The sequence below is a fragment of the Acidovorax sp. HMWF029 genome (assembly GCF_003060895.1).
Taxonomy (GTDB): Bacteria; Pseudomonadota; Gammaproteobacteria; order Burkholderiales; family Burkholderiaceae_C; genus Acidovorax.
In genome coordinates this window covers 51,030-66,703 of sequence record NZ_QAIH01000094.1, presented here as the reverse complement: position 1 = coordinate 66,703, position 15,674 = coordinate 51,030, and the positions used below count along the sequence as shown (strand labels likewise).

The following is a 15,674-nucleotide window of genomic DNA, read 5'->3' as shown; positions in this document are numbered from 1 at the left end:
TCGTTGTGCTGTGGGCACCGAACTAGCCCTTCGATCTGGCACAAAGACGATTGGTAGCCCATGGACAAACAGGTTGGGCAATAGCGTAGTGCCCTATCGCTGGCGACCGACTGACCCCAGCGCGGAGATAGGCTCAGCAGGCTTCGACTCCATAGCTTCGCAGCTAGCAGTGGCGCTGATCGGCTGCGAGCGAGCCATTCAAGATGGAGCAAGCTACGACCGTGCGGACTCGCATCACGCGTCGGAGTAGACCTTACGCCAAAGACCCGGCAGATCCGATTAGCGTTTAGTACGTTGGCAATGGCCAATTTGGCCAAAACTGTGAACGGCCCCTCCCCCGGCAAAAACCAGCTATCGCAAAAGAAGAGGCCATCTGCCATTCGAAGCGCGCCCAGGCTCTTGTGCGACGTCATTGCAAGCTGGCTTGATATGTACTTGCGCCGATGGCTTCTACCCACGAGTCTGGCGGTGATTTGAAGTCGGCGCTGTCGTAGTTGGCAACGATGAACAACCAGGCGCGAATGGATGACATCACCCACTGCATACCAATATCCTTAGCGATTCGACCTTGACGGGCGGCTACTTGGCCGAAAGCTGCCCATAGATGTGGAGCCTCTGTGGCCAAACGCCAACCCGCACAATAAGCCGCAGGCAAAAAGAATTCCGACATGCAGATCCCACTTCCACAGGGATGCTCGTGCTTCGATGGATCGTCAAGGCACTGCATCATGCTCTGCAACTCGCTTTCATTGCGCAGTCCACGGAAAACATACGGCGTGTGGAAGAACCGCCCTATTAGGTCAGTACGCCCCGTGCTAATCAACATATCGCGCAAAACGTTGAGCTCTTCATGTGCAAAAACGATGGTTGTGGTTCGGATGCCGCGCCTCTTTAGATCGTTTGTGAGGTCGCGCATCCAGACCCACTCTGACAAAGTCCAGCACTGGCCTTCATCTACAAAGAAGACGTACTGGTCTCCGTTCACCGATAAGACTGCTGAAACGATCATCGACATGAAGCGTCGCCGCCGTTCCGGCGCTGTTCCGTACAACGAGGCACCGTGTTCGTAGTCGTCAAGAGCGTCTCCCCAGAAGGCTTTCTCTGTTGGCTTGTCGTGCTTTTTTGCAATAAGTGTCCCAATTGCCAACTTCGGAAAGATCCGCCTCAACTCGTCGCAAAGGATCTGGATTGTGTGTGTCTTGCCCATCCGGAAGGCGCCAATGAATGGAGATCCAGGGAATCGGTGGATGATCAGATGCTGTACGACCTCGAATACTTCTTTCACGGGCTCGGTGGCCAAATGCAGGGAATCGGTGACAACGGGATGAGAAAGATAGTGCGCTTGCCTCATTTCCCCATCGAACAGAGCATGCTTGCGAAGGGCCAGCCGGTTGGCGTCGTCAATAGTTAAAGTGCGCGAATTCACTTTGGAGCTCCCGTCTCAGTCCATCGATTGCCAATCAATATTCTTCAACCCCATGACGGCTTAGGCAGGTTTAGCAGCTTGGGAATAGGCCGCAGAGGCGTCACATTGGCACTGTCTGGTTTGGGCATCCCCACGCGTGGCACGGATGCGCCCGTCGTGCGAATAGCCTCAGCGAGCCTGGTCGCGTCCTCTGAGACTCGATCTGGCCGATTCGCAGCAGAGGCGAACGCGGTACGAGCTAGATGTTCGAGGAAGCACTCAACGTAGTCGCCACCTCGAATGTCTGAGAGTTCGCGTTCGTCGCGCATGCGGTTGATTTGCTTGCGTTGATCGCGTGAGTGCTTCGTGCGCCGCCAACCCCTCTCTCGGACTGTTAACAATCCTAGCCGTGTACCGTCTTCGAGGAAGGCTTCAACCGTCCGCATGTCATCTTCATGCACATGGAGAACAATTGGTCTCCCAATCAGCGCAAACTGTGATGCTAGCTCTGGGCTGGTGTAGGTTGCCTTGTCGACTTGCACATATGGCCTCTTCAGCTTTCCTGCCGCGCAAGATCCCCGTACAGTGTGCGTTTCGATCTCAACGCCTAGCCGAGGCGTCAACAACGTTGGAGGAATGCGTGGACGCGGTACGAACCGTTGACGGTGTCGGTCAAAGTAATCTCGCAGCACTTCAAGTGGTGACCGATGCCCAAGTCCTGGTTGGGCTTTGGCGTTGTACTCGGCAATGGCAACTTCTAAGAGATCGAGAAGGTGTTGCCACGTTACGTTGAGCTTCACGGCTGCGGCGGCACCATCAGTCCTCCTAGGATCGGCTGGGCCAGAGCCCACTGACGTGGGCAACCGATGCAAACCGAAACGTTCCAACGAACCAAAAAAACGTTCAACGACGTCGTTGTGGTACCACGCCCCAACGGCACTCCAGCTCACTGCGCAGCCGAATCGGCGCCGGACCCTATGTACTATTCGATTTGCGAAGCTCTGTGCGGCGCTGTCCATTCGCAAAGCTGCTGGTGCAAAGACGAATCCATCGACGCAGCCCATTGGGAAGCCGGCACCTTCCTTGTATCGCACGGCACCCATGTTCAGTACTCGGGGCTGCCAGGGCTTGGTTGCCATGTCCAAGGCCAACTCAATTTGCGTCGCTGTGGGCTCGGTTCGAAACGAAGCAGCGTAACCACAAACGGCACGAGATTCGAAGTCAACAACGACGTAAATCCACACACGGCTGATTGGGACCAGTTGAGGGCCTGCGGGCCCTTCAATCTCGATCATTCCAAAACAGTCGACGTGATGCGCATCTGCTCCCACTAGATCCAATGGTGACCTGATCAACTCAAATGAGGACAGACCGTTGCCCACCTGACCAGATGTTTTTGCCACCTGCCCCACTGCCAAGGATCGAGCCTTGGCGTCATTGGCGATCATGTTTGTGACGTAGCGCTCTACAGACCGTCGGGCAAAGCTCTTCTGATTGCGAGGGTAATGGTCAGGTGGGATGAAACTCTCTACCAATTCGACGAACTTCTTCCAAATCGCCTTATGTGGTGTAAAAGCTGCCTTTGCTTTTCCCCGCCCGGTGCCTTTCCGAATGGCCTCATCCAGAGCTTTTTTTATAGTCAGGTTTTCGTCTAGAAATAGGTGGAAGGCCCCACTCGCCCCGCGGCGACTGGCGTTGAGCCCTTGGGGAAGCGGACTAGTGCGTGCATAGCCGGAGAGTCTCAGCCGATGAATTAGCCCCGCCCAGCCGACGATGCCACCATCAGAGTGAGGCATGAGGCATCGGTTCACTTGATCTAGCAGCGCATCCTCCGACATCTGGGCTGTCTTCGCAGCCGCCCTGAGTTTGCCATTTCGCAGGTAGCTCTCGACAGCAGGCATAAGTCGCTCGAAACGCGCTAGGTCGTCAAAGGCCATACTACTTAAATCCACTTCCGGCCACTTCGATGTGTCACGTAGTTCTGGCGAGATGGTCTTGAAAGTGAGGCGCCTGCGACTCATACGGAACCTTGCTTTTCGGAGAAAAATGTGCGCATTGAGAAGGGCGTATCGAACAGGTTGCTGCTATATGCGCCAGCCTGCATGGAACGGAAAATCGCAACTCCGTAGAGATCGTCGTGATCCGTACCTTTACCGAGTCCCAGCACTTCTTGGAATTCCACCCGTTTCTTTGAGCGGATCAAAGCAGCCACCTCCAACTGCTCCTCGGTCAAGGCCCAATCACGTCCTGCTGCAAGCCACGCAGCCACAGAGTGCCAGTTACGAATTCGATGCGGCGCGGCAAGCATGTCCTCATGGGTAAGAATTTCCACGCGCGGGGTTTGAGCTCCATCTGGCATGTCGAAGCTCTGAAGGAGGGTTTGCAACTGTCTTTGTCGGTAGCGTGCACTTTCCACTTTATTTGCTTCACACACATGGCGCCATACTGCATCACCATTAGTTGTCACAATCTCAGCATTAATATATTTGACAAAACTACTACCAACGGCTCGCTGAACCTTTAGTTCTGGCGTGTAATCAACGCTAACAACGTCGAAGGATGATTCGACATAGAGAAAGTGTAGATAATCAATTTCTGACGCAAAAGCTATATCGCGACAGGCCTTGGCGCTGTATTGAAGCCAGATTTTTCCAGTTGAATGACCTCGTACTTTGTAGGTATTGGCGAGTTGGCTTCTCATTCGGACGCCTAATCTAGTGCGAATACTTGCCTTCGAAGTATCATGAGCGGCATGAAACATTATTACTTCTCCTGCAAAACTTCATACGTATCGCAAAGGGGGCATTTGCCGCACCAGACTGTTGCCTTCACTTATGCGCTCTAGTGCACAGGTAGTAGCTATTGCAATTGAGTATTTTGAGCATAGCCAAATAGAGATGAGCTGTAAATATGGGTCGCCGATGTCAACTCTGGGTGCTCCTCATCTGATCAAATAGGGCTTTTGCGAAAATTCGTCAAGTCATCGAGTTAAGGGTTAACCCTCCAATAAAATGATTTTGCAAGGCAGGTGATTGCAAATATGCACTATGCAGCACAAAAAAAATTGCATATGTGCAATTTTTTGTTTTAATATGATTTTTTCGCTACCGATTGTATTTTTCTAAGTTAGAGCAAAAATATTGCTCTTGCATGTAAATTCTTGCAAGGCAACCGGTGTGATGGAAGCAGATGGGGTGGATCTGAAGCATTTTTGAGCGCTCCAATGTTTGAAGCACATATGAATAGAGTGTCCATCTTGGTACCGATTAAAAATTTCCAAAATGTAGCGACACCTTCTTCGGATTCCTACGCATCAGTCGCCGACTCAGCCGCGCTTCTAGGTGCTGGTGACAAGTTCCGTCGAGATCGAATGGAAGCCGCCGACATGATCTCAACTGACGAAGCAGCTAGCCTGCTTGGCGTTGGCAGGTGCAGGGTCAACGCCTGGGTCGAGTCGCAGCGCTGCATAGGCATTTCGAATCCAGACGACGGGTATAGACTGCCGCGTTGGCAGTTCGAACACCAAATGTGGCCTATGCTGCAGCTTGTGGCTTCGGCGCTTGGAGCCGCAGATGGCTGGCAGGTGCTCGCCTTTCTAGAGGCGCCAGCGCGGGGGTTGGGCGGCCATACCCCACGTTCTGCAATTGAACAAGGCGTACCTGTGCAACGCATCCTGGCAATCGCGGCAGCCGAATCTCACTGATTGAGTTCGCTCCATGTAACCCACAACTATCGTCCATCATTAAGCTGAGTGGTTGCTAGTTCTAGTTCGCGTTTTGCGGGTTTTGCCGGTGGGCTGCACAGGTTCGTTGCTCGGGATCGTTGGCAATCGATCGCGCAGTTCGCTGAGGACGTCGAACATCTCAGTGCTGCGATGGTCAAGCTTTGCTTGCAGGTCTTTCGTCTCGTCTCTGGAGGCCTGCAGGTCTTTGATCAGACCTGCTTTCTCTGCTTGCAGCGTCCCCACGAGGGCCTCTAGCTCCCGCGCTTTCTCCAGCGAAGCCAACAAGGACTTGGCAGATTCCCGGGCGTCGCCCTCCAATTTGAGCGCCAGCCGCTTTGATTCTTGGCGCGCACGATCCACCTCTGCGTTAAGTCTGCGTTCCTGAGCCTGAGCACGTTCTTCCAGGCGCGTACGTTCGTCCAGGTGATCAACCTCCCTTGCCTCCTGGCGGCGACGCTCTGCATCCGCTGCCAAGCGAAGTTGTATGCTCTCTGAGCGTGACGCGGCCAGCATTTCCTGGCTTGCCGCAAGTTGCTGCTGTAGCTCCTGAACCAGACGGCCCATTTCGGCAATCTGCGCATCTCTGGCCTGCATAGCCAGCTCATAAGCTCCGCTGCGGTCGGCCAGCCGCTGTGTTTCCAGTACCAGGACGTCTTGCGCCTGGCGTAGCGCCTCAGCTTGCACGCTCAGCTCCTTGCGAGCTTCGGCGAATTGAGTCGTCGCACGCTCATCAGCATGCTGTAGGGCCCTGCCCCACATGGCTTTTGCGGCCCTGACCACTGGAGCGGGCAAGGGGACTTCGACGCCATCGTCTTGCTCAATTGCATCCACCGGCGACTGCAGCCGCTTGGCCAGTGACCCATACCACCCATCAAGCATCGGCCCCACAGTATTTGGGGAGCCACGGCCGAGTTGTTGTCGCACGCGCTCAATCGTCGGCCGCTCGCCCAGGCCGAGGACGGTGTCGGCGGCAGCCCAAACCTCTTCCATTTGCACACCGCGCGGACCTCGAACAATTTTTGACCGCATCGCCCTACTCCATTCAATTTTTACCAACGATAATCGATGCTTATCGTGATCCATCAACAAAACATGTTGTAAACAATACATCATATGTAGCGTTTATGGAAATTTTGCTTCTACAACCTCGGTTTCAACCATGCGCCTGCCGTCTCTGAGACATAACCCCTCGCTGGAGCCGTCCTCCCTGTCGCAAGTGACTGCGCAGGCCGTTGAAGAATTGATGCGCGAGGGCGAATCCTCGAACACGCTTGCGAGCTATCGCTCTGCATTGCGCTACTGGGCTGCCTGGTTTGGCGTTCGATACGGGCAAAGCATCACGCTGCCACTGCCGGCGAACGCCGTCCTGCAGTTCATCGTGGATCATGCTCAGCGGATGACTGCAGATGGCCTGGCTCACGAGCTACCGCCAGCCATTGACCAAGCGCTGGTGGATGCGGGATTCAAAGGCAAGCTAGGTCCGATGGCGCTGAACACCTTGATCCACCGGATTGCCGTGCTGTCCAAGGCGCATCAACTCCGAGAGCTGAAAAACCCTTGCCAGAATCCCAAAGTCCGCGAGTTGCTGGCCAAGACTCGGCGGGCCTACGGCAAACGTGGCGCGCTTCCGCAGAAGAAGGATGCGCTGACCAAGGATCCATTGATGGCCATCCTCGACACCTGCGACGAATCACTCAAGGGCATCCGTGACCGCGCCCTCCTCCTCTTTGCCTGGGCATCGGGCGGGCGCCGCCGATCAGAAGTGACGGGGGCGACGATGAAGAATCTTCACCGGGTGGGGCCCAGCAGCTTCACCTACACCCTCGCCTATTCCAAAAGCAACCAGACTGCAGCAGATCGTCCGGAGAACGTAAAGCCGCTGGAGGGCACTGCAGGTGAAGCTCTGCAGGCCTGGTTGACGGCTTCGGGCATCGTGGACGGTGCAGTGTTCAGACAGGTCAGGAAAGGCGGTCACCTTGGTGAACCCCTCTCCCCTGCCGCCGTGCGGGATATTGTTCGAGAGCGGACAAAGCTTGCCGGGCTGCCGGAGGTGTTTTCTGCGCATTCTCTGAGGTCTGGTTTTGTGACTGAGGCGGCCGTTCAGAAAGTGCCATTGGCAGACACTATGGCGATGACGGGGCACAAGAGCGTAGCCAGCGTTGTGGGCTATTACCGCCCTTCCAACGACAACCCAGCTGCGAACCTGTTGTAGTGAACGTTATCGACAGTTCTATCGACCGCTGCCTTGCAGCGCTCACGGTCGGTCGGCGCTGGCCGTCCTACTCACGATGTCCGGCGCATCGCGGTCTTTGCGACGAGAACTTGGCGCTACGTCAGCGGACCGGTTTCGAAGCATCAACCGCCACTCATCGCCTGAGGACAGGCTATAAACGACGCTCGAGGCGGGCCACGGAGCTTGCGCTTTGACAATTTGACGGGGGGGCGCATGTTTTGCTATGTTGATGAGAGCGGGCACACAGGTTCGGAATTGTTTGACGCGGCCCAGCCCGTCCTGTACTACGGGGTTCTGTCTAGCGACCTTAACCTCGATGTGTTAGTAGAGAAGCGACTCGCCCCCTTGCGCAAACGCCTCGGCGTGGACCGGCTGCACGCAGCTCAGCTTGGAGTCGGCAGATTGGCATCGATCGCCGACGAGCTGGTGTCCATGCAGAAGAAGTTCATCTTGCGGTTTGACCTATATCGGGTTAACAAGCCGGATCACTCGGTCATCTGCTTTTACGATCAAGTCTTCGACCAAGCCATCAATCCGGCCGTTACTTGGACCAGCTATTGGACGCCGCTGCGATACATCCTCTTGCTGAAGCTCGCATCCTTGTTCAAAGAAGAAGATGCACGCCTCGCTTGGTCAGCACGTATCGATACCAACCGAGCGCGATCTAACGAGAAGCTCATCGCCGTTTGCCAACGTATCGCGGGACGCGTCGATCAGCTTCCCGACGCGCGCTCGCGTCAGCTGATCGGCGACGGACTGACATGGGCCGCCCAGAACCCGGACGCGATTGGCTACAACGTGGACCATGCGGACGACATCAAGCAGATCAGCCCTAACATCATCGGGTTTCAGTCGGTCATGCACGGCATTGCAAAGCGAATCGTGCAGCGCGGCAAGCGAGCGTCGAGGATTGTCGTGGACCGGCAGTCCGAGTTCAACAAAGCGCAGAAAACCCTCTCGGAGTTTTTCGCCGCCGTGTCGGGCATGGAAGGCGCAACTGGCCCCGGCATGCCCAAGATCAGCTTCGCAGGGATGCCCAAGATCCCCATCGAATTCGCAGCCGGCACCGACAGCGCGGGGCTTGAGCTTGTCGATGTCTACCTGTGGATTTTCAAGAGGCTCATCGACGGCAAGGACATGGCCGCAGAGCTGATGCCGCTGGTCTACGCCCAGCGGCATCGCGGCAACACCGATGAAGTGTCCCTGCGAGCCATTGAGGCCAGGTGGGAACGGCATTTCGCCAACATGCCTCCGCTTAAAGACATGCCGCCGGAGCAAATCGAGGCGGCGAGAGAGATCATGGACAAGGAAGAGGCACGCCGGCAACAAGCCCTCCAAGGCCTTTTGGCATCGCCTTGAGCTGCGCGCCAAGGGGGCCTATGGCACCAGTTGTAGTGACAGTTGGTTGCCACTCCAGCGCGAGCCCAATAAACGGCAGCGTAACAACTGGGCTGCATCGAGCTGTGCAAAGGCCACATCAAACGTCAACCGGTATGGCGGGCAAGAAGCCCATAGCGTCCGTCGCCGGCCAGGCCGGTGAAAACCTCGATGTACGCCAGGTCCTCGATCGCAGCCGGCGGGTCGGAGTTTTCGATGACGATGACCTGCAGCTTCTCCTCCAGGCTGGCGAGATGCTTGTAGAACTTCTCGGCGAGGCTTGTCGCCTTCAGCGCCTTCTCGTCGTCCGACAGATCGCCGTGCTTTGACTTCAGCGGCTCACGGTACGTCAGCAGCGGGGTGTCGAGCACCAGGAACCCGGGATGCGGTAGGCCCTTGTCAATGCAGTGCACGGCGACGGCCACGTTGAAGGCCGCATGCAGAACGGCGCGGACGCCCTTTCCATTGGCGTCCCTGGCCTTGCCGGCGACGGTGATGTCGTTTGCCTTTGCGTCGAACTGGATCTTGTCCGAATCCGGGAAGCCCCACTCGGTCAGGACCGCTTTGACGGACTCGCCGAACTCGAAGAGCACCGTGGATTCAGGGCCAACGGGAAGAGGGTCGCGCTCGCTTTTCGTGGATGCCGCGTCGATCTCTGCTCGGCGGCTGGCTAATTTTTCACGCCGCAGCTGCAGGTCGATCAGCTTGCCCAATTCAGCGCGCTGGGCGTTGTAGTTCTCGAAGCTGCTCCGGAGCGACGCTTCCGTGGGGCGTAGGTCCAGTGCGCGCTGATCGAATTCTTCAATCTGGTCCTCGAGCGATGCGATGGAGGTCGTGAGCGCCAATGCCTCGGCGTGCAGCGAATCGACGACGTGAGCAAGTTCGCGCTGCTCACGCTCAATCTTGCGCGCTTCGGCTGCCGCGGCCGTATGCGCCATCGAAATCTCTTTGGCGGCGTGTTGGTGCTTTTGCGCGCCAGGCGGGGCGCCGCAAACCGGGCAATCACGGCCGGCCATAGCGGCCAGCAGGCTACCGCCCTCCTCGATTGAATGCAGCCGGTCCAAGTCGGAGCTGTAGACCGCCTGCAGCTTGGCGAAGCGTTCCAGGGTGATGTCGAGTTCTGCCGCTCGCGCGGTGAGCTCCAGGCGGCGGTCAACCGCGGCACGCCGCTTGGCGGCGTAGTCATCCAGCATGGTCTGCACGGCCAGCAGACCGGCGGTGGTCGTAGCACCACTGGCGTCCAGTTCCGCGAGCTGTGCGTCCACCTGCGTCCGGTCGGCCAAGGCGTCGCCCAGTTCCTTGTCGAGCTGCGCCAGCATCTCGTCGACGAGCTCAAGTTTGGCCGCCTTGGCGGCAATCCGCGCGGGCTCGGTGGGGACTGTCACGGTGGCCGCATCGTCCTGACCGGTGAGAAGCAGCTTGAACAGGTTTTGATCGAGGGTGCGCTCCGTATAGCTATTCGACACGTAGACGGGGCTGCGCTTGGACATGATGTCCTCCTCCCCAACCACGGCGAACTTCGCCAGTACGCGGAAGGCCAGCTGTTCCTTCTCACCGCTGGCGTTGCGCACGATCCACCGGTCGTGCAGGCCCAAAGTCTCGAGGATCCTGGAGGAGACAGAGTCGGTTGCCTTCGCGCTGTGCTTCCCGGACAACACCTCTCCCTTGCCGGTCGGGTGGGAGGTGATGAGACCCGGGAAGAGCTTGAGTTTTCCACCCTTGGTCGCGCGATACAGGGTGAACTCGCCCTGGCCGCCAAGGGTCAGGCCGAGCCAGACTGCATCGTAGGCCTTGATTTCATCGGTCTTTGGAAGCTTGGAAACCGCACCGAGCATGAAGAGCACCGCTTCTGATGCATACGACTTGCCGGTGTTGGACGCGCCGTAGACGATATTCAGGCCGTCGACGAATTCAAGTTTGGCAGACTCAATGTTGGGGCCGGTGAAGGCCAAGTGGCGCAGCCTGATACCGTTCATGCGCGTGCTCCCGCAAATGTCTCTTCAACGCGGAAGTCAACGGTCCACCGCCGGATTCGCTTTTCCATCTGATCGCGCATCTCTACGGCCGGCTTGTTGGCGAAGCGCTCGGCCATCCACTGGGCACGCTCCTTGAGCGCGACGGAATACGGTGCCTGCAGCAGGTCGAGATAGATCGGGGCGTCGTCGCTCGCGCCGAAGGTGATGCCGTCCTCAGTCTCGAAGACGTCGACGAGGTGCAGCTGCTGCATCAGCCGAAGGCTCTTCTCTACCAGCGGACGCCTCACCACGAGCTCGGCCGCGCGGTTGGGCAGATCCGGGTGCAGGCTGCTCGGGGCCTCTGGATCGTCGAGATCCCCTGTGTGAACGACGAGATGGTCGAGCCAGGTCATCTCCAATAGGTCGCAACGCCGCGGATGGAAGGCTTCCAGTACGACCAGCGCACGGATGCCTGTTTCGAGCGTGCTGTTGAAGGGGTGCGCGCTGGGCGCCAGCCTGTCTACTGATCCCATGGCATGACACCCTCGTTGGCAAGCAGGTGGCAGGTGCCTTGCTTGACCTGCGGCCCTGCATGCCGACCCAGCACGCCTGAAGTTTGTAGCAGGGCGGCCTGCTGCATGACCTTGTTCAGGCGGGCGAACTTATTGGAGTGATCGGCGTCGTGGACGTCGACGACGCCATGGTGGACCTCGTCGCGGAAGGTCTGGACGAACTCCTTCGGCGTCGAGTCACGGTAGAAGCGGTCGAACGCCGTGGCGTCGAAGAAGCGGGTACGCTGGATCTTGATATGTGGCCCCACATCGGGGCAGGCCAGCGCAACCTCTGGATCGGGGTATGTACCCGGCCCCCGCTCCTCGTACACCTTCAGCAGTTGGCCGAGGTAGGCCGATTCGCTGGCGTGGATCGCAGCGGGCACGACGCCCCTGGGGCTCTGGCCGGGGTCGGCATCAAACCATTTGACCAGCGCCGGCATGCATGCCGGATCCTTGACCAGCAACCTGGCGTCGAGCCAATGGACGCTCGCGAAATCGAAAGCCTTGATGTTGGCTTCGATCTCCGGCGTCAGCTTTATTGTCGCGTTCTCCACTAGGTCACCCGCTATGTACGTGTCCCAGCGATCCAGGAACGCCTGCTTTAGCCGGTCCGGGTGCGCAACGAACTCGCGTACCTTGCGCACGACGCCCAGAGGCGCTATGAAGGTGTAGGCCCGCGGCAGCGCGTAAGCGTCTGCAGCCGAGTGCATGAAGATCTTACCCAGCTCTACGAACAGCGCCTTCTCGGACAACGGCTTGCTAAGCTGCTTGCACTGGAAGTTGTCCCATGGCCCGTCCATCCGACGGTCGGTGGCGTAGCCCGTGACATCGCGGCCCAGGTCACCCGTGCCGCTCCACCGGTCGTGCGAGTGGTAGTCCTTGCAGCGCTGGTGCAACCAGTCGTCGACGAAGTCCTCGAGCTCCGCCGCGGTGAGAACGGAAATCAATCCTGGGTAGTTCTTGTGCAATGGGGCTCCTCCCTGGTCCGATCTCAGATGGCGCGTCGATAACTGGCGAGCCAATGATAGCGACGCACGAAACTGTCCATGGTGTAAGCGAGGCAACTGGGCCCGGCCGGAGACCAGCGCGTCGCGAATCTCTATGTCCGGGCCGGTGACCACCATTCCGAGCAAATCGGCTTGGTCACGTTGGGGGGGCTTCACCCCTTCCAAGCCTCCCTTGATAGTAAATCCCTCCGCCAGGGAACCACAATCGTGCGTCCTGAGGTCACCGGGCCTTTCCGATGGCGTGGCACGGTTGCCTCGTGCAGGTACGCCCCATGCATTGGTCAGGAAACTAAGATTGAGCAGTTGATATGGCCGTTCAGCTGCCCATGCCCAACCGGATCTAACTAACTGCTCTCGACCAACCGAATGGGGAGCCTGAAGGCAACCGCCATACTCTGTGCCCTCGCCTTGACTTCATCACGTAAAGTTTTGATCGCAGACTAGACACAAGCGGACTACCATCTCGTGAGAAGGAGACTCATGATGCGCTTTTCTATCGACCATGTGTTTCTTGCCCCGACCGACTTCGCTCGCTCACGCCGGTTTTACGAACACGACCTCGGTTTCTCCATTGACCACGAATGGGGCGAGGGGGACGAGCCTAAAGGTGTCGCGCTCAGTCTTGGTGACGTCCGAATCGTCATCGCGGAACATCACCACGGCAGTGGCGACCAGGCTTGGGAAAGCGGCGTCTCTGGTACCCGCCCGACGATCCACATTCGGTGCGACGATGTAGCCCAAGTCGATCAGGACCTACGTCAGCGTGGGACGAAGATCGTTATCCCGCTCCAGGAAACGCATTGGGGTGTGACGTGGCTCGTGAGCTTGGATCCCGACGGCAACTTGATCGCCTTCTTCCAGGGCGACGACGAAGTGGGCGGTTAGCGCACGCAAAAAATGCCGTCCGACAGTAGGGCAGTGTTGCGCCGCAGGTCATCGATGATCTGACTGACGGGCAGCACAGCTTCATGCCTGTACCAGCTAACAGTCCATGGTTCGATATAGTCTGGCTGACCACGAACAAAGATACCGACGAGCCTGTGCGTGTTGCGCGAGAAAACCGGAGCGCCTGAATTCCCTCTGAATGTGTCGGCCAGGATGCCAATAGTGGGCTGCCCGTCCCAAACTAGGCTCTTGTTAGCGAAGTTGCCCCTGGATGTCGGCACATAACTCGACTTGATGCTCGCGACGACCTCGTCGCTAGCGTTGCCGACGCGCTGGTCTATGATGATCTGTTCCAGTTCGGACGACTGAACTTCGTAGGGGAAGAGGACCTCAGCAAAATCGTGCACCGTCAGTGGCCGCTGCTGCGGGTGCCCCAGGATGTACAACAACTCCCGCAGTCGGACGCGGTCCGTCGAGAGGCAAGGAGGGTCTTGGACAGCCAATCCTTCTGCCTCGACTTTCACGATTGCGAAGTCTAGCGCTGGATCCGACGGGGTGTACTGTACGCCCGCAACCTTGATCCTTGTGGGGGCCGATGTCGAGCCGTCCTCATGCTGGACGTAATCCCTCCAGACCTCGAGATCTGTTAGGTCCACGTTGTGCAAGCAGTGCTTCGCGGTCAAGACGAAGGTGGTACTGATCAACGCTCCGGAGCAATACGGCAGCCCGGTGGACTTCTTCACCAACGCAGTCGCGTGGTGTGACCGCTGGAAGATTGTCCGATAGCTGTCGGGCGGGTAGTTGCGCCTGAGCTGTTTGGAGTAATACGCCTTCTCCGTGGCCCTCACGGTCAAAACTATCGCTTCGAGGACCTCGCGGTCGCCAGCTGATATCAACTCCGCACGAGCTTGCAGAACGGCGGCCTTGGCCTCATTGACCGACGACTGGAAATCCTCGGTATGTCCACCCTGGGCGCTCGTGGCGAGCTGGTTGAGCTCGACGGCGAGCTTTCTCTTCGCCATTCCTGCGGGCAGGGTCTGCAGGATCGTATTCAGAGACTTCTGAGCGGGAGGCCCGTCGGTCAGCGTAGGCAGCTGGATCCGCGTGCCCTGCGAGACGAGCACCTGTGCAGGTGCGGGGCACGTACCCAAGCTGGCCGCTACCCACGCACTGATTGCGACGGTAAGGTGGCTTCGCTTCACTTCACTTCGTCGAATAGGCGGTGTCACTCAACCCGAACTCCGCGATGAAGTCACCGACAGCCGAGAAAATCTGCCCACGGTGATTGCCGAAATCAGTGACGTAGAGCTTGCCGGTCGTGTCGAATGCGATGCCCTTCGGTTTATAGAACTCCCCACCGTTGACGCCCCACCGCCCCCACTGTCGGATGAACTGGCCCGCGCTCGTGAACTGCTGGATGCGGTGCGCGCCTGTGTCCGAGACGTAGACGTCGCCGGTGTCCGGATGCACCGCGACACCGAACGGAAGCACGAACTTGCCAGTTTCCGGTCCCGCTCCCCCCCACGCATTAAGAAACTTCCCCGACAGATCGAAGACCTGAATACGATAGTTGTAGTGATCCACCACATACACTTTGTCGCCACTCGGGGAAAGCGCCAGATCAATGGGCGTCCTGAACTGGCCTGCATCTGTCCCGTAGCTCCCCCACTCCCGCAGCTTCTGAAAGTCCTGATCGACCACGACGATCTTCGCAGAGGGAGGATCGACGATATAAATCTCTTTGTTGGGACCGATTCGAAGCGCACTCGGCTCTGCCACGTTCAGCCCATTGGTCGCTGACTTGTCGCCAGCTGCATCCATAGATTCCGACGTCCCAAAGTCGATCATCCTGACTAATCTGGAGGTCCCAGCAACAAAGGACTTTTGCACTCCTTGACCGATCGATTGCAGTTCGAATTGGTGGATGCGTCTGTTTCCTGAGTCGCTCACGTAGATATACCGCTCGTCCATGATGGCGAGCCCACTGGGGCGGCGGAACTCCCCTGGTTTGACACCTTGCTGCCCCAGCTTCGTGACTAGCTTAGGCCCCTGATCAGGGGTAAGATCAAACGCGAGGACAGCGTGCGTGTCTGGCTCGGAGATGGCCAGGAGCCGGCCCATGGAAGCCACTTTGCGCCCATAGTGAAACTTCGTCGCCTTGTCCCACCACGCTGACTCGTTCGCTGCGATGACGCCCTTTAGTTCCCCAAGCTGGAAAACCTGGCACCGGTTTTCAAATGGCTCACAAGCCACCAGCCGCGAACCGTTCGCGTTGGCGGAAAGTCGCTCGACGTAGTGAAGTCGCCCATGGCCTTCATGTGGCGCGATCGGGTGTCTCCCGAATTGGAAAGCAAACTTGCCGTTTTCGTCGAATGCCTGGATCCGGTGATTGATCTGGTCCGCCACGAACACCTTGCCAGCGCCCCAAGAGATTCCAGTCGGATTGGCGAGCATGCCGCCGTACGACCCCCATCCTCCCCACGTGCCGAGGAATTCCCCCGACCTTGAAAACACTACAATCTGGCTAAGGTCGT

At 57.9% G+C, this 15,674-nt stretch carries 12 protein-coding genes; 3 read left to right on the top strand and 9 right to left on the bottom strand.

Annotated elements, in window-relative coordinates; translation table 11 throughout:
* Positions 1-409 precede the first annotated feature (409 nt).
* The 4 genes from DBR12_RS06140 to DBR12_RS06120 all read right to left on the bottom strand — a co-directional run bounded on the left by DBR12_RS06140 (position 410) and on the right by DBR12_RS06120 (position 6,212).
* Positions 410-1,426: a hypothetical protein gene (locus tag DBR12_RS06140; protein WP_146185478.1), complete on the bottom strand. Its 1,017-nt coding sequence runs from the start codon at positions 1,424-1,426 to the stop codon at positions 410-412.
* Between the two features lie 44 nt (positions 1,427-1,470).
* On the bottom strand, positions 1,471-3,342 hold the full coding sequence (locus DBR12_RS21960) for a transposase family protein (protein WP_146185477.1): 1,872 nt from the start codon (positions 3,340-3,342) through the stop codon (positions 1,471-1,473).
* Positions 3,343-3,422: 80 nt separating this feature from the next.
* Complete coding sequence (locus tag DBR12_RS21955) at positions 3,423-4,106, bottom strand: hypothetical protein (protein WP_146185476.1); 684 nt, start codon at positions 4,104-4,106, stop codon at positions 3,423-3,425.
* A 1,041-nt stretch (positions 4,107-5,147) separates the two neighbouring features.
* Positions 5,148-6,212 (bottom strand): DNA-binding protein, encoded by a 1,065-nt coding sequence (locus tag DBR12_RS06120; RefSeq protein WP_233244327.1) that lies wholly within the window; start codon positions 6,210-6,212, stop codon positions 5,148-5,150.
* 76 nt (positions 6,213-6,288) lie between these two features.
* Between DBR12_RS06120 and DBR12_RS06115 the strand changes: the two genes are divergently transcribed.
* The gene (locus DBR12_RS06115; RefSeq protein ID WP_108616446.1) at positions 6,289-7,341 is read left to right on the top strand and encodes a site-specific integrase; all 1,053 of its coding nucleotides are present in this window, start codon (positions 6,289-6,291) and stop codon (positions 7,339-7,341) included.
* A gap of 234 nt (positions 7,342-7,575) precedes the next feature.
* Positions 7,576-8,721 carry a DUF3800 domain-containing protein gene (locus DBR12_RS06110; protein WP_108616445.1) on the top strand — a complete coding sequence of 382 codons (1,146 nt, stop codon included), beginning with the start codon at positions 7,576-7,578 and terminating at the stop codon, positions 8,719-8,721.
* Positions 8,722-8,846: 125 nt separating this feature from the next.
* Here DBR12_RS06110 and DBR12_RS06105 read toward each other — a convergent pair whose 3' ends face one another.
* Genes DBR12_RS06105 through DBR12_RS06095 form a run of 3 tightly spaced genes read right to left on the bottom strand, consistent with a single transcriptional unit; the run spans position 8,847 to position 12,216 of the window.
* Positions 8,847-10,715, bottom strand: a complete 1,869-nt coding sequence (locus DBR12_RS06105; RefSeq protein ID WP_108616444.1) for a hypothetical protein — start codon at positions 10,713-10,715, stop codon at positions 8,847-8,849.
* The gene (locus DBR12_RS06100; RefSeq protein WP_108616443.1) at positions 10,712-11,227 is read right to left on the bottom strand and encodes an ABC-three component system middle component 2; all 516 of its coding nucleotides are present in this window, start codon (positions 11,225-11,227) and stop codon (positions 10,712-10,714) included. The genes DBR12_RS06105 and DBR12_RS06100 overlap by 4 nt, the downstream gene beginning before the upstream one ends.
* Complete coding sequence (locus DBR12_RS06095) at positions 11,215-12,216, bottom strand: ABC-three component system protein (protein ID WP_199226641.1); 1,002 nt, start codon at positions 12,214-12,216, stop codon at positions 11,215-11,217. The genes DBR12_RS06100 and DBR12_RS06095 overlap by 13 nt, the downstream gene beginning before the upstream one ends.
* A 522-nt stretch (positions 12,217-12,738) precedes the next feature.
* On the opposite strand from DBR12_RS06095, the gene DBR12_RS06090 reads away from it, so the two are divergent.
* Entirely contained in the window at positions 12,739-13,140 is a 402-nt protein-coding gene (locus DBR12_RS06090; protein ID WP_158274977.1) for a VOC family protein, read from the top strand.
* On the opposite strand, the gene DBR12_RS06085 is transcribed toward DBR12_RS06090, so the two are convergent.
* Positions 13,137-14,264, bottom strand: a complete 1,128-nt coding sequence (locus tag DBR12_RS06085) for a serine protease (RefSeq protein ID WP_108616441.1) — start codon at positions 14,262-14,264, stop codon at positions 13,137-13,139. The two genes, DBR12_RS06090 and DBR12_RS06085, sit on opposite strands and share 4 nt — an antisense overlap.
* A gap of 79 nt (positions 14,265-14,343) precedes the next feature.
* On the bottom strand, positions 14,344-15,674 hold a 1,331-nt coding region (locus DBR12_RS06080; protein WP_233244325.1), incomplete at its 5' end, for an NHL repeat-containing protein.

Excerpts from the sequence above, each read along its gene's own strand:
- DBR12_RS06090 (WP_158274977.1), top strand. The coding sequence starts at position 12,739 with ATGCGCTTTTCTATCGACCATGTGTTTCTTGCCCCGACCGACTTCGCT.
- DBR12_RS21960 (WP_146185477.1), bottom strand. The coding sequence starts at position 3,342 with ATGGCCTTTGACGACCTAGCGCGTTTCGAGCGACTTATGCCTGCTGTC.
- DBR12_RS21955 (WP_146185476.1), bottom strand. The coding sequence starts at position 4,106 with ATGAGAAGCCAACTCGCCAATACCTACAAAGTACGAGGTCATTCAACT.
- DBR12_RS06105 (WP_108616444.1), bottom strand. The coding sequence starts at position 10,715 with ATGAACGGTATCAGGCTGCGCCACTTGGCCTTCACCGGCCCCAACATT.
- DBR12_RS06120 (WP_233244327.1), bottom strand. The coding sequence starts at position 6,212 with ATGGATCACGATAAGCATCGATTATCGTTGGTAAAAATTGAATGGAGT.
- DBR12_RS06100 (WP_108616443.1), bottom strand. The coding sequence starts at position 11,227 with ATGGGATCAGTAGACAGGCTGGCGCCCAGCGCGCACCCCTTCAACAGC.
- DBR12_RS06115 (WP_108616446.1), top strand. The coding sequence starts at position 6,289 with ATGCGCCTGCCGTCTCTGAGACATAACCCCTCGCTGGAGCCGTCCTCC.
- DBR12_RS06110 (WP_108616445.1), top strand. The coding sequence starts at position 7,576 with ATGTTTTGCTATGTTGATGAGAGCGGGCACACAGGTTCGGAATTGTTT.